Origin of the sequence: Pseudoxanthomonas beigongshangi, assembly GCF_016820515.1 — a bacterium.
Classification (GTDB): Bacteria; Pseudomonadota; Gammaproteobacteria; order Xanthomonadales; family Xanthomonadaceae; genus Pseudoxanthomonas_A; species Pseudoxanthomonas_A beigongshangi.
Genome location: NZ_JADHDV010000007.1, coordinates 61,731 through 81,530, shown reverse-complemented (window position 1 = coordinate 81,530; position 19,800 = coordinate 61,731). Strand labels below are relative to the sequence as shown.

The window sequence follows — 19,800 nt, the reverse complement described above, 5'->3', positions numbered from 1 at the left end:
GACCATCGGAAAGCTCCTAAAAAGCCAGGACGCCGCGCCATTCCGGAAGCCGGCCCGCGCTCGTACCGATAACGTTTCTCATTTACAATGCCGCCGATTTCACTCCACCCCCCATCCCATGCATTCCCATCGTCCCCATTTGCTGGCGGCCGCCCTGCTGGCCGCCCTCCCCACCCTTGCGCACGCCCAGGCCGGCGCCACCGACGCGCCGGTCGAACTGGACCGTGTCAGCGTCTCGGCCAGCACCAGCCGCATCCCCGACTCCGCCGCCGCGCTGCCCAACACCATCACCGTGATCGACAAGGTCCAGCTCGACCAGCAACTGGCGCTGACCCAGGACCTGTCACAGGTGCTGGCCAACCTGATCCCCTCGTTCACGCCCTCGCGGCAGAAGCTGACCAACGCCGGCGAGAACCTGCGCGGCCGCAAGCCGCTGTACCTGGTGGACGGCGTGCCGCAGTCCACCCCGCTGCGCGAAGGCGGCCGTGACGGCCACACCATCGATCCGACGATGATCGAACGCATCGAAGTCATCCATGGCGCCAACGCGATGCAGGGCCTGGGCGCTTCCGGCGGCATCATCAACATCATCACCAAGCGCGCGCCGCGCAAGGACGGCGATCGCTTCCACGATGTTTCCGTGGGCACCAGCACCGCGCTGCCGCACGAGAGCGACAGCACCGGCTACCGCGCCTCCTACGTGTTCGGCATGCGCGAAGGCGCGTTCGATTTCGTCGGCGGCGCCTCCTACGCCAGCGAAGGGCTGTACTACGACGGCGACGGCCGCGCGATCGCGGTCAACGACGTGCAGGGCGATCTGATGGACGCGCGCAGCCACAACCTGTTCGCCAAGGCCGGCTGGAACATCGACGAGAACCGTCGCCTGCAGCTCAGCGCCAACCGCTACGAGCTGGTGGGCAACAACGACTATGTGACGGTGAACGGCAACCCGGCCACCGGCCAGTTGGCGACCTCGGTGCGTGGCAGCAAGCCCGGCGAGGGCACCCGCAACCTGTCCACCTCGCTGAGCGTGGACTACACCGACAAGGACCTGGCCGGCGGCTACCTGCAGGCGCAGCTTTACTGGGTGGACTTCAAGGGCCGCTACGGCAGCACCGACTGGGAAGACTTCTGGGGCGACGGCCGCGACCCGCACTGGTTCGATCAGTCGCAGAACCTGTCCGAGAAACTGGGCGGCAAGTTCAGCTGGTCGCGCGGCAACCTGTTCGACCAGAACCTGCGCGTGACCCTGGGCCTGGACATCGCCCGCGACAAGACCCAACAGGAACTGGTGCGCGCGCGCATGGCCTGGGTGCCGGAGACCATCTACGAATCGTGGTCGCCGTTCGTGCAGGCCGAATGGTGGATGACCGAATCGCTGATGCTCACCGCCGGCCTGCGCCACGAGCGCGGCAAGCTGAAGGTGGACGACTACCTGACCGTGCCGGATCAGCGCACCAACCCGCCGGGCGTCCGCGGCACCCGCTACTTCGTCGAGGGCGGCGAACCGGAAACCCGCGAGACCATGCCCAACGCCGGCATCGTCTGGGAAGTCACCGACACGCTGAAGCTTTACGCCTCGTACTCCGAGGGCTACACCGTCGCCGACATCGGCCGCGTCCTGCGCGGCATCACCGCGCCCGACCAGCGTGTCGCCAACCTCGTCGATCTGCAGCCGGTCATCGCCGACAACCAGGAAATCGGCCTGGATTACGACAACGGCCGCTGGCTGGTGCACCTGGCGGCGTACTGGTCCGATTCGGACCTCGGCGCGCGCCTGAACTACGACACCGCCACCCGCACCTACAAGGTCGCGCGCGAGCGCACCGAGATCAAGGGCATCGACGGCAGCGTCGCCTACCAGGCCGAGAACGGCATGCGCGCCGGCGTCGCGTACGCACGCAGCGAAGGCCGCTACGACAGCGATCGCGACAACCGGGTGGACAGCGACCTGCCGGGCGTGAACGTCAGCCCCGACCGCTGGACCGCGTTCTGGGAAGTGCCGGTGACGCCGTCGGCGGATCTGCGCCTGCAGGCCAGCCGCTCGCAGGATCGCAGCTTCGATTTCCGCGGTGTCACCAATCCCAACACCCGCTTCAACGGCTACACCACCGTGGATCTGCTCAGTCGCTTCCGTCTGCCGGTCGGCACGCTCAGCGTCGGCATCGAGAACCTGTTCAACGAGCAGTACGTGACCTACTACTCGCAGAGCACGCCGCGCGAGGACACTTATGTCGCCGGGCGTGGACGGGTGCTGTCGCTGAGCTGGTCGCACCGGTTCTGAACGGCCACTCCTGAACGGCTGCCGCCACAACGCCCCGCATGTCGCACCGCCAGGCCACATCCGCTTCCACGCCGCCACGCCATCGCGTGCGCGGCGCGCTGAAGTGGCTGCACCTGTGGCTGGGGCTGATTGTCGGCACGGTGTTCGCGCTGGTCGCGCTCAGCGGCACCGTGCTGACCTTCCAGCGGGAAATCCTGCTCGCCCAGCATCCGGAATGGACCCGGCGGCCGTTGCCGGGCACGGATGCACAGGCAAAGGCGTTCGCAAGCCTGCTGGCCGAATGGCAGCCGCGCGGCCTGCGCTCGGTGGACATTCCCACCGCGCGCCTGCCAGTCTGGCAGGCGTATTTCCCGGACGGCGAACGCCGTTATTTTGATCCGGCCAGCGGCGAACTGCTGCTGATCCGCAACGCCGACAACGATCCGGTGTTGTGGCTGCGCGAACTGCATACCCACCTGCTGTATGGCGAAACCGGCGAGGATCTGCTCGGCATCTGCGGGCTGATCGCGATCTTCCTGCTGTTGTCCGGCCTGTACCTGTGGTGGCCGCGCAAGGGCGCGCTGGCCGCCAGCCTGCGCTGGCACACCGGCCCGCCGACCCGGCGCTGGCTGAGCTGGCACCGCAGCACCGGCGCGGTGCTGTTGCCGCTGCTGCTGCTGGCGACGGTGACCGGCGTGGCGATCGTCTATCACGACGCGGTCCGGCCCGCGCTGCGCTGGAGTTTCGACGACGGTCCCGAGGTGGTGCCGCCGCTGCCGATGGCGCCGCGCGAAGCCGACGTCGACTGGGCCGCGATCCTGCGCGCCGCGCAGGCGGCAGTGAAAGGCGGGGAACTGCGGCGCATTTCCCCGCCGGACGACCAGGACGCCCTGGTCACCATCCGCTACCGGGCCATCGGCGAATGGCATCCGAACGGGCGCAGCCAGATCTGGCTGGACCCCTACGCCGCCCGCGTCGTCCAGGTCCACACCGCCACCCGCCAGGGCGCGGGCGCACGCATCGACGAGGCCATGTATCCGCTGCATGGCGGCTTCATCGGCGGCTGGCCGTGGCAATGGGCGGTGGCGGCGTCCGGCCTGCTGCCGCCATTCTTCCTGGTCACCGGCTTCCTGTTCTGGCGCGCGCGCCGTCGTCGTACCGTCACGGATCCTTAAGACGCCACGGCTAAGCTCGCCAGGCCACCCGTTTCCAAGGAGGACTTCATGGCAGGCAAGTTCGTGATCGGCAAGCGCAGCAATGGCGATTTCCAGTTCAACCTGAAGGCCGGCAACGGCCAGGTCATCCTGAGCAGCCAGGGCTACGCCGACAAGGCCGGCTGCAAGAACGGCATCGACTCCGTGAAGAAGAACAGCACCGACGACGCCCGCTACGAGCACAAGGTGTCCAGCAACAACAAGTTCTTCTTCAATCTGCTAGCCGGCAACAGCCAGGTCATCGGCACCAGCGAGATGTACGAATCCGCATCCAGCCGCGACAACGGCGTCGCATCGGTGAAGAGCAACGCCCCGGATGCCGAGGTGGTCGACGAGACCGCCTGATGACCTTCCGCGCGGCCCGGTCGACCACCGGCCGCGCCTCCCTTTTCCTTCGTTTCCCTCGGCAGCCAATCGCCGCGCTTCCGCGGCGCGCGCCCGATCCGGCACGCTGACCGTCCGCGCCGCGCTCGCGGCGTATGCTGCGACCTTCCGTCGCATTGCCCCTCCTCCCGCGCCTCGTCCAGGATCGGGTCCCGACTCCGGAGATTCGCATGGAAGGCAATACGGCGTTGTTGTTGGCCGCGGCGGGCACGGCGCTCGCGGCGCTGCTGCATATCGGCTGCATCGCGTTCGGTCCCGCCTGGTACGACGCCCTGGGGGCCGGCGAACGGATGGTCCGCTGGTCACGCGAGCGCCGATGGCGGCCGACGGTCATCACCGGCGCGATCACGCTCGTACTGGGGATCTGGACGCTGTACGCGCTGGCCGGCGCGGGAATGCTTCCCACCCTGCCGGCCACCCGCTTCATCCTGCCCGCGATCACCGCCGTCCTGCTGTTGCGCGGAATCGCCGGCGTGGCCATCGCCGCGCTTCGGCCCGGCTACAACGGTGTCCGCTTCTGGATCGTCAGTTCGGTCGCCTGCCTGGGACTCGGCGGGTTCTATCTTGCCGGCACCCTGCAGGCCTGGCCCAGCCTGTAGGTACACGTTCCCGCGCGTCCGCCGCACTACAATGCGCGCATGCAGATCGGTCCGCACCGCATCGATACCCCGGTGATCCTGGCTCCCATGGCCGGGGTCACCGACAAGCCGTTCCGCCAGCTGTGCAAGCGGCTGGGCGCCGGACTGGCCGTGTCGGAAATGACCATCAGCGACTCGCGCTTCTGGAAGACCGACAAATCGCGCCGGCGCATGGACCACGACGGCGAGCCGGCGCCGATCAGCGTCCAGATCGCCGGCACCGAGCCGCGCCAGCTGGCCGAGGCCGCGCGCTACAACGTCGATCACGGCGCCCAGATCATCGATATCAACATGGGTTGCCCGGCCAAGAAGGTCTGCAACGCCTGGGCCGGCTCGGCGCTGATGCGCGACGAATCGCTGGTGGCGCGGATCCTGGAGGCCGTGGTCGGCGCGGTCGACGTCCCGGTGACCCTGAAAATCCGCACCGGATGGGATTGCGACCACCGCAACGGGCCGGTGATCGCGCGCATCGCCGAGGCCAGCGGCATCGCCGCGCTGGCGGTGCATGGGCGCACCCGCGATCAGCACTACACCGGCCAGGCCGAGTACGCCACCATCGCCGCGATCAAGGCCGAACTGCGCATCCCCGTGTTCGCCAATGGCGACGTCGATTCGCCGCACAAGGCCGCGGCCGTGCTGAAGGCCACCGGCGCCGACGCGGTGATGATTGGCCGCGCCGCCCAGGGCCGGCCGTGGATCTTCCGCGAGGTGGCGCATTTCCTGGACACCGGCGACCTCCTGCCCGCACCCGCGCTGTCGGAAGTCCGTGACGTCCTGCTCGGCCACCTGCATGCGCTGCATGGGTTCTACGGCGAGGCACAGGGCGTGCGCATCGCCCGCAAGCACCTGGGCTGGTATGCAAAGGATCGTCCCGAGAACGCCGCCTTCCGCGCGGTGGTCAACCGCGCCGAAACTGCCGAAGCGCAGATCGCGCTGACCACCGATTACTTCGACGCCCTGATCGCGGGCGTCGTCCCGGAGCTGCCCGCCGCCGCCTGACCGGAGCCGTGCCATGAGCGAATCCCCGTCTCCCGCGTATCTGCACGGTTTCTCGCCGGTGGAGCAGGCCCGCCTGATGAAGCAGGCACGGCTGGCCGAATCCACCATCTTCAGCCGCATCGACTACACCGGCGTGCGGCGGGTGTTGGAAGTCGGCAGCGGAGTCGGCGCGCAGACCGAAATCCTGCTGCGGCGGTTCCCCGACATCCACGTGACCTGCGTGGATCTGAATTCGCTGCAGTTGGAAGCCGCGCGCCGCAATCTGGCCCAGATGCCCTGGTGCCGCGAACGCTACGAGCTGCACCAGGCCGATGCCACCAACCTGCCGTTCGAACCGCGCACCTTCGATGCCGCGTTCCTGTGCTGGGTACTGGAACACGTGCCCTCGCCGCAGCGGGTGCTCAACGAGGTGCGCCGCGTGCTCGCGCCCGGCTCGCCGGTCTACGTCACCGAGGTGATGAACTCCTCGTTCCTGCTGCATCCCTACTCGCCCAACGTTTGGCGCTACTGGATGGCGTTCAACGATTTCCAGTACGACAACGGCGGGGATCCGTTCGTCGGCGCCAAGCTCGGCAACCTGCTGCTGGCCGGCGGTTTCCGCGACGTGCAGACCGAGATCAAGACCTTCCATTTCGACAATCGCGAACCGGCGCGGCGCAAGACCATGATCGCGTTCTGGGAGGAATTGCTGCTGTCGGCGTCCGAGCAGTTGCTGGAAGCCGGCCGGGTCACCCCGGACGTCGTCGAAGGCATGCGCCGCGAGATGAACGATGTGCAGAACGATCCGAACGCGGTGTTCTTCTACGCGTTCGTGCAGGCCAGCGCCACGGTCTACTGACTATCCGTACCGCCGGACCGCTTCACTCACGGCGCTCCCGGGACCGTGGTCTCCGTCGGCGGTTCCTCCACGATGACGCTGCGCAGGGTGCGCGCATCGGCATGCCAGATGCGATGCCACATCGCCGCCAGCAGCGTCCGCAGCCCGCTCCAGCCGGATATCGGCGCCCGCCAGGGCTGTTGCACCGGCGGCATCGGCTGCCAGCGGCCCCCCTGCCGTCGCGCGACCTCGAAACTGAAGTTGTAGTCCGGCTCCAGTCCCATCCGCAGGTCCGACAGCACCAGCACGCCGTCGTCCCGTACCCGCGCGCGCATGAAGCCGCGGTTGAACCATTGCAGGCGTTGCACGGCGGGAATCCCGCGGGCTTCGGCCAGCGCCTGCACATTGGACGGATATCCGCGGAATGCCATCGCGCCGCGATCCGAAGCAATCGAATACTCCGCCTCCACGTAGCCGGAAGGCGTCATCGCCACCACCCGCCACAGCAGCGTGTTGAACGGCATCGGCACGCTGAAGTACGGCGCATCGCCCAGCCCCATCGCCGCCAGCGAGCGTTCGGCGACCCGATCGATCTGGGCCTTGGCCAGCAACGACCAGCCCAGGTAGGCGCTGCTCAGCACCAGTCCGGCCAGCAACGCACGCCGTGCGGCGATCCGGTCGCGCCACCACCACGCCAGCAGGCAGGCGATCAGCAGCCAGATCGTGTACAGCGGATCGATGATGAAGACGCTCGACCACATCGTTGGATGTGGTTGCAGCGGCCACCACAACTGGGTGCCGTAGACGGTGAACGCGTCCAGCAGCGGATGGGTGATCAGCGCCAGCTGGATCGCCCAGAACCAGCGCGCCGGCGCCTGCGCGACGCGGCCATTGCGTCGCTTGCACAGCCACCAGATCAACCCGCCCACCCACGGCAGCACGAACAGCGAATGGCTGAAGCTGCGGTGCATCGTCATCAATGCCACCGGATCGTCGGTGAACAGCAGGATGGGCAGGCTGTCGAGGTCGGGCAGCGTGCCCAGCGCGGCGCCGGCCAGCAAGGCGGCGCGACGGTGACCGGCGGGGGCGATGGCGGCGGCAACGGCCCCGCCAAGGACGATCTGGGAGAGGGAATCCATGCCGGGATGCTAGCAGTTGGCTGACTGGGGGCGGGTGAGGCGAACAGCAAATCCCCCTCAATCCCCCTTTTTCAAAGGGGGAGGTACTCCTCAATCAGTACAGGCGGCGCCCCTTCCATGCCCCCTTTGAAAAAGGGGGCGGGCGGCCGCGCAGCGGACGACGGGGGATTTGCTTTCGCGCCAAGTCGCCCCGCGTTCAAGCCGCCTTCGCTTCCGGTCGCTCCAGCGCCACCAGCCGCAGGCGCGGCGGGACTTCGCTCAGTACCTGACCGGTATGCGACAGCAGACGCAGGGTACCGTCGGCTTCCTCGCTGAGCGCGGTGAGGCTTTCCACCCAGTCGCCGTCGTTGGCGTACAGCAGGCCGTCGCGCTGGAACAGCGCGGCGCGGTGGATATGGCCGCACAGGATGCCGTCGAGTCCGCGCCGGCTCGCATCGTCCAGGCCGGCCTGCACGAAGCGGCCGATGTAGCGTTCGGCCGCGTCGCTCTGGCGCTTGAGGTATTCGGCCAGCGACCAGTAGCGCAGGCCCAGCCGGCGGCGGATGCGGTTGGTCAGGCGGTTGCCGGTGAGGATGCGGTAGTACAGCCAGTCGCCGAACTTCTCCTGCAGCCCGCCGAAATGGGTGATGCCGTCGTAGTCGTCGCCGTGGGTGACCAGCAGACGGCGGCCATCGGCGGTCACGTGGATGGCGCGGCGGCGCACCTGCATCGCCGGCAGCATCAGCCCGCAGAAACGGCGGATCGGACGGTCGTGGTTGCCGGGCACGTAGATCAGCTCGGTGCCGTTGCGCGCCAGCGCATGCAATTGTTCGATCACCCGATTGTGGGCGGCATCCCAGTTGGCGCGGCGTTGCGCCATCCACCACAAATCGACGATGTCGCCAACCAGATACAGGCGGCGGCAGCGCAGGGTCGCCAGGAAATCGGCGAACTCGGCGGCGTGGCAATGCTTGGAACCCAGATGGACATCGGAAACGAAGACCGCCCGCCGGATGCCCGCGTCGACGGCCTGCGGGCTCATGCCGGCACCGCCTCGACGGACGGCTGCAGATAGCGCGCCCGCTTCTTTGGCCGGATCCGATGCAGATCCACTTCGATCAAGCCGTCGATGGAATCGCAGAAGGCCGGATCCACGCCGAAGGCGAGGAAGCGCGCGCCGCCGGGTTCGCACAGATCCGTGTATTGCTTGTACAGCATCGGCACGCTGGCGCCGAGCGCGTCCAGGTTGGCCTTGAGCACGCGGAACGCGGTATCGGCGTCCATCCCGCCGTAGCTCGGTGGCACGGCGGAATAGCGGAACGGATGCCGCGACACCGCGTCGCGACTGTCCACGCCGTAGTAGCGGGCGTAGTAGGAAACGATCTGCTCGCGCGCATCGCGCGGCAGCGCCGCGCTCATCGACACCGCGCCGAACAGGTAGCGCACCCGCGGGTGCCGGCACAGGTAGGCGCCGATGCCCTGCCACAGATAGTCGATGCTGCGGCTGCCCCAGTATTCCGGGACGACGAAGCTGCGCCCCAGTTCCATGCCCTCGGCGATGCGCGGCAGCGCATCGTCGGCATAGCGGAACAGCGAGGCGGTATACAGGCCCTTCAGGCCGTGCTCGGCCAGCACCGGCGCGCCGCGCGCGATGCGGTAGGCGCCGGCGATCTTCCGCGCCTGTTCGTCCCACAGCACGATGTGCTCGTACCAGGCGTCGTAGGGATCCACGTCCAGGCGCTTGCCGGTGCCCTCGCCCACTTCGCGGAAGGTCAGCTCGCGCAGGCGGCCGATTTCGCGCAGCACCGGCGAGTCCGGGGCCAGCCGGCCCACGCAGATGCGCTTGCCGTCGGTGGTGCGGCCCAGTCTTTCCAGCGCGTCGACCGCGACGGCCAGACGCGCCGGCTCCACCGGCGGCACCAGCGGTTCCGGACTGACCGGTTCGCTGCGCTGCGCCTCGCGGCGACCCAGCGCGTACAGCGCGCGGCGTACCCGTTGCAGGGCGGTCTGGCTGTCCTCGTCGGCGGCGATGGTCATCGGCGTGCCGATTCGCAGGGCGATGCGGCGCTGGCTGCGCTTGAACATCTCGCGCGCCAGCAGGGCGGTGCCGGCTGGCTTGAACAGCGCCGAGGCGCCGTAGAAGAACGCGGAATTGCGCGCCTGCACCCGGATCGGCAGGACCGGCGTGCCGGTGCTGCGGGCGAACCGCAGGAAGCCGCGCCGCCAGCGGGTGTCGGTGATGCCGCGCGGTCCCAGCCGCGAGACCTCGCCGGCCGGGAACACGATGACGCACTGTTCCGCCTCCAGCGCCTGCTCGACCGCGCGGATGCTCTCCGGGCGGGGATTGCCGCCCAGGATGCGCACCGGCAGCAGCAGGCCGGACAGGTTGTCGATGCTGGTCAGCATGTCGTTGGCGACGATCCTCACGTCGCGGCGGATGCCGCCGACGAAGTCCAGCAGGGCCATCGCGTCCAGCGCGCCGGAGGGATGGTTGGCGACGATCAGCAGGCGCCCGGTCGCCGGCACCCGCGCGCGCTCGGCCGCATCGACCGAGTAGCGCAGGTTGAGGAAGTCGATGGCCGCCTGCAGGAAGGCGAAGTCGCGCAGATGGGCGTGCTCGGCCAGGAAGGCGTAGGCCTGGTCCAGCCGCGACCAGCGGCCCAGGGTACGCAGCAGCGGCCGGGTCAGGCCGGCGCGACGGCCACGGAACCAGTGGGGGTAGCGTTCGGCAATCTGCTGTTCCAGCGGGCGCATGGTCGCTCGGATCCGGCCGGGGTCGGCGGGTTTCGCCGCGCAGCCTGCGCCCGCCGCGCGACAGCCCGATGGCAGCGGCGTGGCGGTTGCATGACAGCCCGGGACGGCCCTGGCTTAACGCAAGGAACATCCTGAACGGCGCAGAATGCACGCACCGCCCGGCGCGTGTATCATTCGCGCCCATCTTTTCATCCGAATACAGGGATATAAGCCCGATGTCCAACTACCTGTTCACGTCCGAATCGGTCTCCGAAGGCCATCCGGACAAGATCGCCGACCAGATTTCCGACGCCGTGCTGGACGCCATCCTGGCCCAGGACAAGCGCGCTCGCGTGGCTTGCGAAACGCTGGTCAAGACCGGCGTGGCCATCGTGGCCGGCGAGATCACCACCTCGGCGTGGATCGATCTGGAAGCGCTGACCCGCAAGGTGATCCTGGACATCGGCTATGACAGCAGCGACGTCGGCTTCGACGGCGCCACCTGCGGCGTGCTCAACCTGATCGGCAAGCAGTCCCCGGACATCAACCAGGGCGTCGACCGCAAGAAGCCGGAAGAACAGGGCGCGGGCGACCAGGGCCTGATGTTCGGCTACGCCACCAACGAGACCGACAGCTACATGCCGGCGGCGATCCACCTGTCGCACCGCCTGGTCGAGCAGCAGGCCAAGGTCCGCAAGAAGAAGAACTCGCCGCTGCCGTGGCTGCGCCCGGACGCCAAGAGCCAGGTCACCCTGCGCTACGAAAACGGCAAGGCCGTGGCGATCGACGCGGTGGTGCTGTCCACCCAGCATGATCCGGACGTCAAGCAGAAGGATCTGGTCGAGGCCGTGCGCGAGCACATCCTCAAGCCGGTGCTGCCGGCCAAGTGGCTGCACAAGGGCACCAAGTTCCACATCAACCCGACCGGCAAGTTCGTCATCGGCGGCCCGGTGGGCGACTGCGGCCTGACCGGCCGCAAGATCATCGTCGACACCTACGGCGGCTGGGCCCGCCACGGTGGCGGCGCGTTCTCGGGCAAGGATCCGTCCAAGGTGGATCGCTCCGCCGCCTACGCCGCGCGCTACGTCGCCAAGAACGTGGTCGCCGCCGGCCTGGCCGATCGCTGCGAGGTGCAGGTCTCCTACGCCATCGGCGTGGCCGAGCCGACCTCGATCTCGGTGACCACCTTCGGCACCGGCAAGATCAGCGACGACAAGATCGAGAAGCTGATCCGCAAGCACTTCGATCTGCGTCCGTACGGCATCATCCAGATGCTGGACCTGATCCACCCGATGTACCAGGCCACCGCGTCCTACGGCCACTTCGGCCGCAAGCCGCACGAGATCAGCTACCTCGACGGCGCCGGCAAGAAGCAGACCGGCACCGCGTTCTCGTGGGAAAAGACCGATCGCGCCGAAGCCCTGCGCAAGGACGCCGGCCTGAAGTAAGCCGGCACGCGCGAACGCCTCCGGAAAGACCCCGCTTCGGCGGGGTTTTTCTTTTTCGGTCCCGCGCCTCGCGTGAGTGGAAGGATGACGCTGACCGGTCCGTGCCCCGCATTTCGTCTATTCTCCCTGCCATGGGGAAATCATCCGAACGACGACCGATTGCCGCGCGCGGCAGCGGCTGGGCGCGCGCATCGAGCGCGGCGCTGGCGCGCTCACGGGTCACGCCCAACCAGATCTCGGTGCTCAGCATCTTTTTCGCGGCGGTCGGCGCGGCGATGCTGGCATGGATGCCTTCCACGGCCGGCCTGCTGCTGTGCGCGGCCTGCGTGCAGTTGCGCCTGCTGTGCAACCTGCTGGACGGCATGGTCGCGATGGAAGGCGGCAAGCAGACGCCGACCGGCGCGCTGTACAACGAGTTTCCGGATCGCATCGCCGATTCGCTGCTGATCGTCGGCCTGGGTTACGCCGCCGGCCTGCCCTGGCTGGGCTGGCTGGGCGCGCTGCTGGCCGCCCTTACCGCCTACGTGCGCGTGTCCGGCGGCAGCCTGGGCCTGGCCCAGGATTTCCGCGGACCGATGGCCAAGCAGCACCGCATGGCGGTGCTCACCGTGGCCTGCCTGCTCGCCATCGCCGAACGTCATTCGACCGGCACGGCGTGGGTGCTGCCCGCGGCCGCGTGGATCATCGCCATCGGTTCGCTGCTGACCTGCGTCACCCGTACCCGCGCGATCGCCGTGCAGCTGCGCGGGAACGCCTGAGATGGCGTCCCGCCTGCTGGCTGGCCTGGCCCATCTGTTCTTCGGCGCGTACCCGCGCTGGCAGGGCTCGCGGCCGGAGCCGCGCCAGCGGATCTATTTCGCCAACCACGCCAGCCATATCGACACGGTGGCGCTGTGGGCCGCGTTGCCGCCGCCACTGCGTGCGCATACGCGACCGGTGGCCGCGCGTGACTACTGGGGCCACGGACCAAGGCGCTGGCTGGCCCGGCACGGCTTCAACGCGGTGCTGATCGATCGCCAGCGCAGCACGCCCGATCAGGATCTGCTGGAGCCATTGTACGAGGCGCTGGATGCCGGCGATTCGCTGATCCTGTTCCCGGAAGGCACCCGCAACCACGACATTCACCCGCAGGCGTTCAAGTCCGGACTGTTCCACCTGGCCCGCCGCTATCCGCAGGTGGAATTCATCGCGGTCTACCTGGACAACGCGCGCCGCTGCCTGCCCAAGGGCAGCCTGGTGCCGGTGCCGCTGGTGTGCACGGTGCGTTTCGGCGCGCCGGTCGCGCTGCGGCCGGACGAGGAGAAAGACGCTTTCCTGGAACGCGCCCGTGCGGCGGTGGTGGCGCTGGCATGAACCTGATTCCCTCCGACCTGCCGGTAGGCGGTTTCCTGCAGGCCGCCATCGCCCGCGCGCCGCAGACGTTCTGGGGTGTGATGGGCGGGATCGGCGCGTTGCTGCTGCTGGCCAGCCTGATCGGCTGGGTGCTGCACCTGCGCAAGCCCGGCCCGGTGATCGACAACCTCAACGCGCGCATCCGCGCGTGGTGGGTGATGGCGGCGGTGCTGGCCACCTGCTTCCTGCTGGGCAAGGTGGCGACGCTGATCCTGTTCGGCATGCTGTCGTTCCTCGCCCTGCGCGAGTTCATCAGCCTGACCCCGACCCGGCGCGGCGATCACCTGGCGCTGTGCCTGTGCTTCTACGTCGCCATCCCGTTGCAGTACTGGCTGATCGGGATCGACTGGTACGGGCTGTTCGTGGTGTGCATCCCGGTGTACGGCTTCCTGTTGCTGCCGGCAGTGTCGGCGCTGTCCGGCGACACCGAGGATTTCCTCGCCCGCAGCGCCAAGGTGCAGTGGGGCCTGATGCTGGCGGTGTACTGCCTCAGCCACGCGCCGGCACTGCTGCTGCTGCGCATCCCCGGCTACGAGGGCCAGAACCTGATGCTGCTGCTGTACCTGCTGCTGGTGGTGCAGCTGAGCGACGTGCTGCAGTACGTGTTCGGCAAGTTGTTCGGCCGGCACCTGCTGGCGCCGCAGGTCAGTCCGTCCAAGACGGTGGAAGGGCTGGTTGGCGGGGGCCTGGCCGCCGCGGGGGTGGGCGCGGCGCTGTGGTGGATCACCCCGTTCACCCCGCTGCAATCCGGGCTGCTGTCGCTGTTGATCGTGCTGTGCGGCTTCCTCGGTGGCCTGGCGCTGTCGGCGGTCAAGCGCAGCCTGGGAGCCAAGGACTGGGGCGAGATGATCGAGGGCCACGGAGGCATGCTGGACCGACTGGACTCGGTGGTGTTCGCCGCGCCGATCTTCTTCCACGTGGTCCGCTACGGATTCGGGTAGAGCGGAGCTTGCTCCGCTGCTTTTGATTCTCGGTTCTCGCCACAAGAGCAGCGGAGCAAGCTCCGCTCTACGTGGGTGGCCTTGGAGCAGCGGAGCGAGCTCCGCTCTACGGGGGTGGCCTCGGGGTAGCGGAGCAAGCTCCGCTCTACGGCCGGGCGGCGGAGGGGTACGGCCGGGTACAATGGCGGCATGTCCCTTCTGCAATTCCAGCGGGTCGACTTCAGCGTCGGCGGTCCGCTCCTTCTCGAACACGTCGATCTGTCCATCGAAGCCGGTGAGCGCGTCTGCATCGTTGGCCGCAACGGCGCCGGCAAGTCCACCCTGATGCGGCTGATGGCCGGCGAAATCCGGCCCGACGACGGCGAAATCCGGATCCAGGGCGGCGTGGTGGTCGCGCGCATGGCCCAGGAAGTCCCGCAGGACACCGCCGGCAGCGTGTTCGACGTGGTCGCCCAGGGCCTGGGCGACCTGGGCGCGCTGCTGGCGCGCTACCACCATGCCGTGGCCGAGGGCGACATGGCCGCGATGGGCGAGGCGCAGGCGCAGATCGAGGCCCGCCACGGCTGGGATCTGGATCGCCGCGTGCAGCAGGTGCTGGCCCGGCTGGAACTGCCGGAGGACGCCGATTTCGCCGCGCTGTCCGGCGGCATGAAGCGGCGCGTGCTGCTGGCCCAGGCGCTGGTGCGCAAGCCGGACATCCTGCTGCTGGACGAACCCACCAACCACCTCGATATCGAGGCGATCGCCTGGCTGGAAGGCTTCCTCAGGCAGTTCGAGGGCAGCCTGGTGTTCGTCACCCACGATCGCAGCTTCCTGCGCGCGCTGGCCACCCGCATCGTCGAGATCGATCGTGGCCAGCTGACCAGTTGGCCGGGCGACTACGACAACTATCTGCGTCGGCGCGAGGAACGCCTGCACGCCGAGGCGCAGGAGAACGCGCGCTTCGACAAGCTGCTGGCGCAGGAGGAAGTCTGGATCCGCCAGGGCATCAAGGCCCGCCGCACCCGCAACGAAGGCCGCGTCACCGCGCTCAAGGCGATGCGCCGCGAGCGCGCCCAGCGGCGCGATCTGTCCGGCAACGTCAGGATGGAGGCCGCCGCCGCGCAGGCCTCCGGACGCAAGGTCATCGAGGCCACCGACGTGACCCAGGCCTATGACGGCCGCGTCCTGCTGGATCGCGTGTCCACCACCATCATGCGCGGCGACCGGGTCGGCATCATCGGTCCCAACGGCGCCGGCAAGTCGACCCTGCTGAAGATCCTGCTCGGCGAACTGGTCCCGCAGCAGGGCGAGGTCAAGCTGGGTACCGGCCTGCAGATCGCCTACTTCGATCAGCACCGCAGCCAGCTGGACGAATCGCTCAGTGCGCTGGAGAACGTCGCCGAGGGGCGCGACTTCGTCGAGATCAACGGTAGCCGCAAGCACATCATCGGCTACCTGCAGGACTTCCTGTTCTCGCCCGAACGCGCGCGCGCGCCGATCACCCGGCTGTCCGGCGGCGAACGCAACCGGCTGCTGCTGGCCAAGCTGTTCGCGCAGCCGTCCAACCTGCTGGTGATGGACGAACCGACCAACGATCTGGACGTGGAAACCCTGGAACTGCTGGAAGAGCTGCTGCTCGACTACAAGGGCACGCTGCTGCTGGTCAGCCACGATCGCGATTTCCTCGACAACGTGGTCACCAGCACCCTGGTGCTGGAGGGCGAAGGCCGCCTCGGCGACTACGTGGGCGGCTACACGGACTGGTTGCGGCAGCGTCCGGAATCCGTCGTGGTGGTGCCCGACCGGCCGGCGACGGCCGCGCCGGCAACGACCGCTGCTCCCGCGGCATCGGCCAAGCGCAAGCTCAGCTACAAGGACGCGCGCGAGCTGGAACAGTTGCCTGCACGCATCGAAGCGCTGGAGGCGGACATCGCCGGCCGCACCGCGGCGATGAACGAGCCGGCCTACTACCAGCAGGACCCTGCCAGTCTCCAGCGCGCCAACGAACAACTGGCCGCGCTCCAGCAGGAACTGGAACTGGCCTACCAGCGCTGGGCCGAACTGGACGCCTGATCCCCCGCGTCTTCCTCCCCGCGCCACGGCTCTTGACCGCCGCGCGGGCGCGCGCGATGTTGCGCCATGCCGACCGCTCACCCTGTCTCCGCCCTGCTCACCGACGATGGCCTGAGCCTGCAGCCGCGCGACTGGCCGTTGCCGCGGCCGCGTGCGCGCCTGCTGCTGGTGCATGGCCTGGGCGAGCATTCGGGCCGCTACGCGCGGCTGGCGGAGGAATTGAACGCGGCCGGCATCGCGGTGCGCGCCTACGATCACCGTGGACACGGCCGCTCGGAAGGCCCACAGGGCGGCGTGGACGAACTGGCGCGGTTGCCACGCGACACGATGGCGGCGTTCCATGCCTATGCCGCCGAGGCCGACGACCTGCCGTTCCTGTTCGGCCACAGCCTGGGCGGGCTGGTGGCCATGTACGCGGTGTTGCTGATGGACCTGGCGCCGCGTGGCCTGATCGCCTCATCGCCCGCGCTGGCGACCCATGCCGGCGGCGCGCAGCGGGCGTTGGCACGCACGCTGTCCGGCTGGTGGCCGGGGCTGACGCTGCGCACGGGCCTGGCCGCGAGCCGGCTTTCGCACGATCCCCATATCGAGCGCGAGTATCTGGAGGATCCGCTCAACCATTCGCGCATCAGCGCGCGGCTGGCGCATTTCATCTTCACCGGCGGTCCCCGCGTGGTCGCGCGGGCCGCCAGCCTGAAAACGCCCACGCTGCTGCAGTTCGCGGCCGACGACCATCTGGTTGATCCGGCCGGCGCCCGCGCCTTCGCCGCCGCCGCGCCCCAGCGCAAGCTGCAGGCACACGAATACCTGCGCCTGTACCACGAGATCTACAACGAGGCCGACCCCGAACGCAGCCGCGTGGTCGCGGATCTGCTGCGCTGGCTGGACCTGCAACTGGACAAGCCCAAGCGCGGCAGCCAGCCCTGACGGCGGAGTCCGCCGGGAGGATTCGCCATCCCGGCGCCGCGGGCCTCAACCGGTGTTCTGCACGCCCTGCGACACGCCGTTGATGCTCGCCACCAACGCGCGCAACAGGGTGTCGTCCTCGCGCCCGGTCTCGCGCCAGCGCCGCAGCAGATCCGCCTGCAACACGCTGATCGGGTCGATGTAGGGATTGCGCAGGCGTATCGACAGCGCCAGCCGCTGATCGTGCTGCAGCAGCCATTCGTCGCCGGTCAGGCTCAGGACCCAGTGCAGGGTCAGCGCATGCTCGCGCTGGATGCGCGGGAAGAACTCCTCGTGCAGGTCGCCGGCCATCCGCGAGAACATACCGGCGATGCTCAGATCGCCCTTGGCCAGCACCATCGAGATGTCGTCGAGGAAGGTGCGGAAGAACGGCCAGTCGCGCGCCATCTCCAGCACCGCGTCCTCGCCATGCGCATCCACCGCCGCCTGCAGCCCGCTGCCGACGCCGAACCAGCCGGGAATCACCGCGCGCGCCTGGCTCCAGGCGAATACCCACGGAATCGCGCGCAGGTTGCCCAGCGCCGCATCCTGGCCGAGCCGGCGCGAGGGCCGCGAACCCAGCGTCATCCGTTCGATCACGTCGATCGGCGTGGCGCTGCGGAAATAGTCCATGAAGCGCGGCGCGCCGACGAACCCGCGATAGACCTCGCTGCTATGGCCTGCGACGGTGTCCATGATGTCCCGCCAGCCCGGCTCGCGCGGCTCCAGCGGACGCGGGCGCAACGAGGAGGCCAGCACCGCGCCGACCGATTGTTCCAGCGAGCGCAGCGCCAGCGCGCGGATGCCGTACTTGCGATGGATGACCTCGCCCTGCTCGGTCACCCGCAGGCGGCCATCGACGCTGCCGCGCGGCGACGCATCGACCGCGCGGGTGGTCTTGCCGCCGCCGCGGCTGATCGAACCGCCGCGGCCATGGAAGAAGGTCAGCTTGATGCCGAGTTCATTGGCGGTCTGCAGCAATTCGACCTGCCCGCGCTGCAATCCCCAGCGCGAGGCGGCGATGCCGCCGTCCTTGCCGCTGTCGGAATAGCCAAGCATCACCATCTGCACGTTGCCGCGCGCGGCCAGGTGCGCGCGGTACACCGGATCGGCCATCAGGTCGCGCAGGGTCTCCGGGCCGTGGCGCAGATCGTCCACGGTTTCGAACAGCGGCGCGATGTCCAGCGGCACGTTGCCATCGTCGTCGACCAGTCCACCACGACGCGCCAGCGCCAGCACGGTGAGCACGTCGGCGCGGTTGTGCGCCATGCTGATGATGTAGGCGCCCAGCGCGTCGGTGCCATGCCGGCGGCGCGCGTCGCCCAATGCGGCGAACACCGCGTCCAGGCGTGGATTGCCCTCGTCCTCCGAAGCCGGCAGCACCTGCTCGCCGCTGGCATACGGTGCCAGCAGCGCACCGCGCTCGACCGCGTCGCGCGATTCCCATTCCGAATCCGCCAGCGCCGCCGCGACCGCGCGCGCGTGCACGCTGGATTCCTGGCGCACATCCAGCCGCGCCAGGTGGAAGCCGAAGCTGCGGATGCGCCAGGCCAGCCGGCGCACCGCGAACCAGCCGGCGTGGATGCCGCGGTTGTCTTCCAGGCTGCGCAGGATCAGATCCACGTCGGCGGCGAGTTCATCGGGCCCCGTGTAACCCTGCGGCAGATCTTCCAGCGTCGCCTGCAACCGCGCCCGCATCAGATCGTTGAGCAGGCGATAAGGCATGTCGCCGTGGCGCGGGCGCGACTGCGCGGCGGCCTTCGGCAGCAGTTCGCGGTATTCGTCCACGCGCGCCAGCACCTCGGCCGACACGCCGACCAGCGAACTCGACTGGCTGAGCAGCGTGGTGAGCTGGCGCAGTTCCTTGATGTAGCGGCGCAGGATCACCGCGCGCTGCGCGTTGAGCGTCGCGGTGACGGTGCCGGCGTCGACATTCGGATTGCCGTCCATGTCGCCGCCGACCCAGGTGCCGAAGCGCAGCAACCGGGGCAGATGGCGGGTGATCGCCGGATGTTCGCCGTAGACCTGGGTGATCGCGCTTTCCAGTGTTTCGTACAGCACCGGCATCACCCGGTACAGCACTTCGAGCAGGTAGAAGCCGACATGCTCGCGCTCGTCCTCGACGCCGGGACGCACCGGCGAGGAGTCGGCGGTCTGCCAGGCCGAGGTCAGCGCCATCCGGAAACGCGCGGTGTCGGTGGCCTGTTCGCCAGGCGTGCGGGTGCCGTCCAGCCCGTTGACCAGGCTGGCGACCATCAGTTGTTCCTTCTCCAGCAGCGCGCGCCGGACCGCCTCGGTGGGATGCGCGGTGAACACCGGCTCGATGTCGATGCGCGGCAGCCATTGCGCGAGTTCGTCGATGCCCACGCCCTGTGCCTTCAGTCGCAGCAGCACGTCCTGCAGGCCTTCCGGTTGCGGCTTGCTGCTGTCGGTGCGCTGGTAATCGCGGCGGCGGCGGATGCGGTGCACGCGCTCGGCGATGTTGACCACCTGGAAGTACGCGCTGAACGCGCGGATCAGGCCTTCCGCCTGCGTGGGTTTCAGCCCGGCCAGCAATCCCGCCAGCGACTGTGGCGGCGCGTCGCTCTGGCGGCGCGCGATCGCGGTGGTGCGCACGCGTTCGACTTCATCCAGGAACGCGGGCGATACCTGTTCGGCCAGCATGTCGCCGACCAGCGCGCCAAGCCGGCGCACGTCTTCACGAAGCGGTACATCGGGTGGAGCGAACTCGAGACTGCGGGGCGAATTCATCGAGGCGGCAAACCGGACGTCGGGGTGAGCTCCCAACACTACCCCAATTCGGCCGCCGTTTGCTGCACCGCCGCACGCCTGTCCCGGGATATCCGCCGGGAC

General features: G+C 68.7%; 16 protein-coding genes. 12 read left to right on the top strand and 4 right to left on the bottom strand.

All coding sequences use genetic code 11. The features are described from left to right. Nucleotides 1–118 precede the first annotated feature (118 nt). The 6 genes from IQ458_RS07140 to IQ458_RS07115 all read left to right on the top strand — a co-directional run bounded on the left by IQ458_RS07140 (nt 119) and on the right by IQ458_RS07115 (nt 6,336). Entirely contained in the window at nt 119–2,284 is a 2,166-nt protein-coding gene (locus IQ458_RS07140) for a TonB-dependent receptor (RefSeq protein WP_203322353.1), read from the top strand. A 38-nt stretch (nt 2,285–2,322) separates the two neighbouring features. Next, nucleotides 2,323–3,438, top strand: coding sequence for a PepSY-associated TM helix domain-containing protein (locus tag IQ458_RS07135; RefSeq protein WP_203322352.1), 1,116 nt, complete (start codon nt 2,323–2,325; stop codon nt 3,436–3,438). A gap of 48 nt (nt 3,439–3,486) precedes the next feature. Beyond that, entirely contained in the window at nt 3,487–3,822 is a 336-nt protein-coding gene (locus IQ458_RS07130; RefSeq protein WP_203322351.1) for a YegP family protein, read from the top strand. A 209-nt stretch (nt 3,823–4,031) separates the two neighbouring features. Continuing rightward, entirely contained in the window at nt 4,032–4,460 is a 429-nt protein-coding gene (locus IQ458_RS07125; RefSeq protein WP_203322350.1) for a hypothetical protein, read from the top strand. 39 nt (nt 4,461–4,499) lie between these two features. Beyond that, on the top strand, nt 4,500–5,498 hold the full coding sequence (dusB, locus tag IQ458_RS07120; RefSeq protein WP_203322349.1) for a tRNA dihydrouridine synthase DusB: 999 nt from the start codon (nt 4,500–4,502) through the stop codon (nt 5,496–5,498). A gap of 13 nt (nt 5,499–5,511) precedes the next feature. Further along, a complete protein-coding gene (locus tag IQ458_RS07115; protein WP_141453905.1) occupies nt 5,512–6,336 on the top strand; it encodes a class I SAM-dependent methyltransferase in 825 nt (274 codons plus the stop codon). A gap of 26 nt (nt 6,337–6,362) precedes the next feature. Here the strand turns inward: IQ458_RS07115 and IQ458_RS07110 are convergent, their stop codons facing one another. The 3 genes from IQ458_RS07110 to olsF form a co-directional block, all read right to left on the bottom strand. Continuing rightward, on the bottom strand, nt 6,363–7,454 hold the full coding sequence (locus IQ458_RS07110) for a metal-dependent hydrolase (protein ID WP_203322348.1): 1,092 nt from the start codon (nt 7,452–7,454) through the stop codon (nt 6,363–6,365). A gap of 196 nt (nt 7,455–7,650) precedes the next feature. Continuing rightward, complete coding sequence (locus tag IQ458_RS07105) at nt 7,651–8,475, bottom strand: UDP-2,3-diacylglucosamine diphosphatase (protein ID WP_192197324.1); 825 nt, start codon at nt 8,473–8,475, stop codon at nt 7,651–7,653. Then, a complete protein-coding gene (gene olsF / locus IQ458_RS07100) occupies nt 8,472–10,187 on the bottom strand; it encodes a bifunctional ornithine lipid synthase OlsF (protein ID WP_203322347.1) in 1,716 nt (571 codons plus the stop codon). Before olsF ends, IQ458_RS07105 begins: the two co-directional genes overlap by 4 nt. Before the next feature lie 215 nt (nt 10,188–10,402). Here olsF and metK point away from each other — a divergent pair, with 215 nt between their 5' ends. The 6 genes from metK (at nt 10,403) to IQ458_RS07070 (ending at nt 16,929) form a co-directional block, all read left to right on the top strand. Beyond that, a complete protein-coding gene (gene metK / locus IQ458_RS07095) occupies nt 10,403–11,614 on the top strand; it encodes a methionine adenosyltransferase (protein WP_183644102.1) in 1,212 nt (403 codons plus the stop codon). Between the two features lie 131 nt (nt 11,615–11,745). Then, nucleotides 11,746–12,372 (top strand): CDP-alcohol phosphatidyltransferase family protein, encoded by a 627-nt coding sequence (locus IQ458_RS07090; RefSeq protein ID WP_203322346.1) that lies wholly within the window; start codon nt 11,746–11,748, stop codon nt 12,370–12,372. 1 nt (nt 12,373) lies between these two features. Further along, complete coding sequence (locus IQ458_RS07085; protein ID WP_183644108.1) at nt 12,374–12,967, top strand: lysophospholipid acyltransferase family protein; 594 nt, start codon at nt 12,374–12,376, stop codon at nt 12,965–12,967. Between the two features lie 80 nt (nt 12,968–13,047). Next, nucleotides 13,048–13,947 carry a phosphatidate cytidylyltransferase gene (locus tag IQ458_RS07080; RefSeq protein WP_225562242.1) on the top strand — a complete coding sequence of 300 codons (900 nt, stop codon included), beginning with the start codon at nt 13,048–13,050 and terminating at the stop codon, nt 13,945–13,947. Between the two features lie 189 nt (nt 13,948–14,136). Beyond that, nucleotides 14,137–16,002 (top strand): ATP-binding cassette domain-containing protein, encoded by a 1,866-nt coding sequence (locus IQ458_RS07075; protein WP_203322345.1) that lies wholly within the window; start codon nt 14,137–14,139, stop codon nt 16,000–16,002. A 66-nt stretch (nt 16,003–16,068) separates the two neighbouring features. Beyond that, on the top strand, nt 16,069–16,929 hold the full coding sequence (locus IQ458_RS07070; protein ID WP_203322344.1) for an alpha/beta hydrolase: 861 nt from the start codon (nt 16,069–16,071) through the stop codon (nt 16,927–16,929). Nucleotides 16,930–16,974: 45 nt separating this feature from the next. Here the strand turns inward: IQ458_RS07070 and ppc are convergent, their stop codons facing one another. Then, the gene (gene ppc, locus IQ458_RS07065; RefSeq protein WP_203322343.1) at nt 16,975–19,698 is read right to left on the bottom strand and encodes a phosphoenolpyruvate carboxylase; all 2,724 of its coding nucleotides are present in this window, start codon (nt 19,696–19,698) and stop codon (nt 16,975–16,977) included. Between the last annotated feature and the right edge of the window lie 102 nt (nt 19,699–19,800).

What these genes read in the sequence shown, in the direction of transcription:
- dusB (WP_203322349.1), top strand. Translation starts at nt 4,500, where the DNA reads ATGCAGATCGGTCCGCACCGCATCGATACCCCGGTGATCCTGGCTCCC.
- IQ458_RS07080 (WP_225562242.1), top strand. Translation starts at nt 13,048, where the DNA reads ATGGGCGGGATCGGCGCGTTGCTGCTGCTGGCCAGCCTGATCGGCTGG.
- IQ458_RS07130 (WP_203322351.1), top strand. Translation starts at nt 3,487, where the DNA reads ATGGCAGGCAAGTTCGTGATCGGCAAGCGCAGCAATGGCGATTTCCAG.
- IQ458_RS07090 (WP_203322346.1), top strand. Translation starts at nt 11,746, where the DNA reads ATGGGGAAATCATCCGAACGACGACCGATTGCCGCGCGCGGCAGCGGC.
- ppc (WP_203322343.1), bottom strand. Translation starts at nt 19,698, where the DNA reads ATGAATTCGCCCCGCAGTCTCGAGTTCGCTCCACCCGATGTACCGCTT.
- IQ458_RS07140 (WP_203322353.1), top strand. Translation starts at nt 119, where the DNA reads ATGCATTCCCATCGTCCCCATTTGCTGGCGGCCGCCCTGCTGGCCGCC.
- metK (WP_183644102.1), top strand. Translation starts at nt 10,403, where the DNA reads ATGTCCAACTACCTGTTCACGTCCGAATCGGTCTCCGAAGGCCATCCG.
- IQ458_RS07135 (WP_203322352.1), top strand. Translation starts at nt 2,323, where the DNA reads ATGTCGCACCGCCAGGCCACATCCGCTTCCACGCCGCCACGCCATCGC.
- IQ458_RS07105 (WP_192197324.1), bottom strand. Translation starts at nt 8,475, where the DNA reads ATGAGCCCGCAGGCCGTCGACGCGGGCATCCGGCGGGCGGTCTTCGTT.
- olsF (WP_203322347.1), bottom strand. Translation starts at nt 10,187, where the DNA reads ATGCGCCCGCTGGAACAGCAGATTGCCGAACGCTACCCCCACTGGTTC.
- IQ458_RS07110 (WP_203322348.1), bottom strand. Translation starts at nt 7,454, where the DNA reads ATGGATTCCCTCTCCCAGATCGTCCTTGGCGGGGCCGTTGCCGCCGCC.
- IQ458_RS07070 (WP_203322344.1), top strand. Translation starts at nt 16,069, where the DNA reads ATGCCGACCGCTCACCCTGTCTCCGCCCTGCTCACCGACGATGGCCTG.
- IQ458_RS07075 (WP_203322345.1), top strand. Translation starts at nt 14,137, where the DNA reads ATGTCCCTTCTGCAATTCCAGCGGGTCGACTTCAGCGTCGGCGGTCCG.
- IQ458_RS07125 (WP_203322350.1), top strand. Translation starts at nt 4,032, where the DNA reads ATGGAAGGCAATACGGCGTTGTTGTTGGCCGCGGCGGGCACGGCGCTC.
- IQ458_RS07085 (WP_183644108.1), top strand. Translation starts at nt 12,374, where the DNA reads ATGGCGTCCCGCCTGCTGGCTGGCCTGGCCCATCTGTTCTTCGGCGCG.
- IQ458_RS07115 (WP_141453905.1), top strand. Translation starts at nt 5,512, where the DNA reads ATGAGCGAATCCCCGTCTCCCGCGTATCTGCACGGTTTCTCGCCGGTG.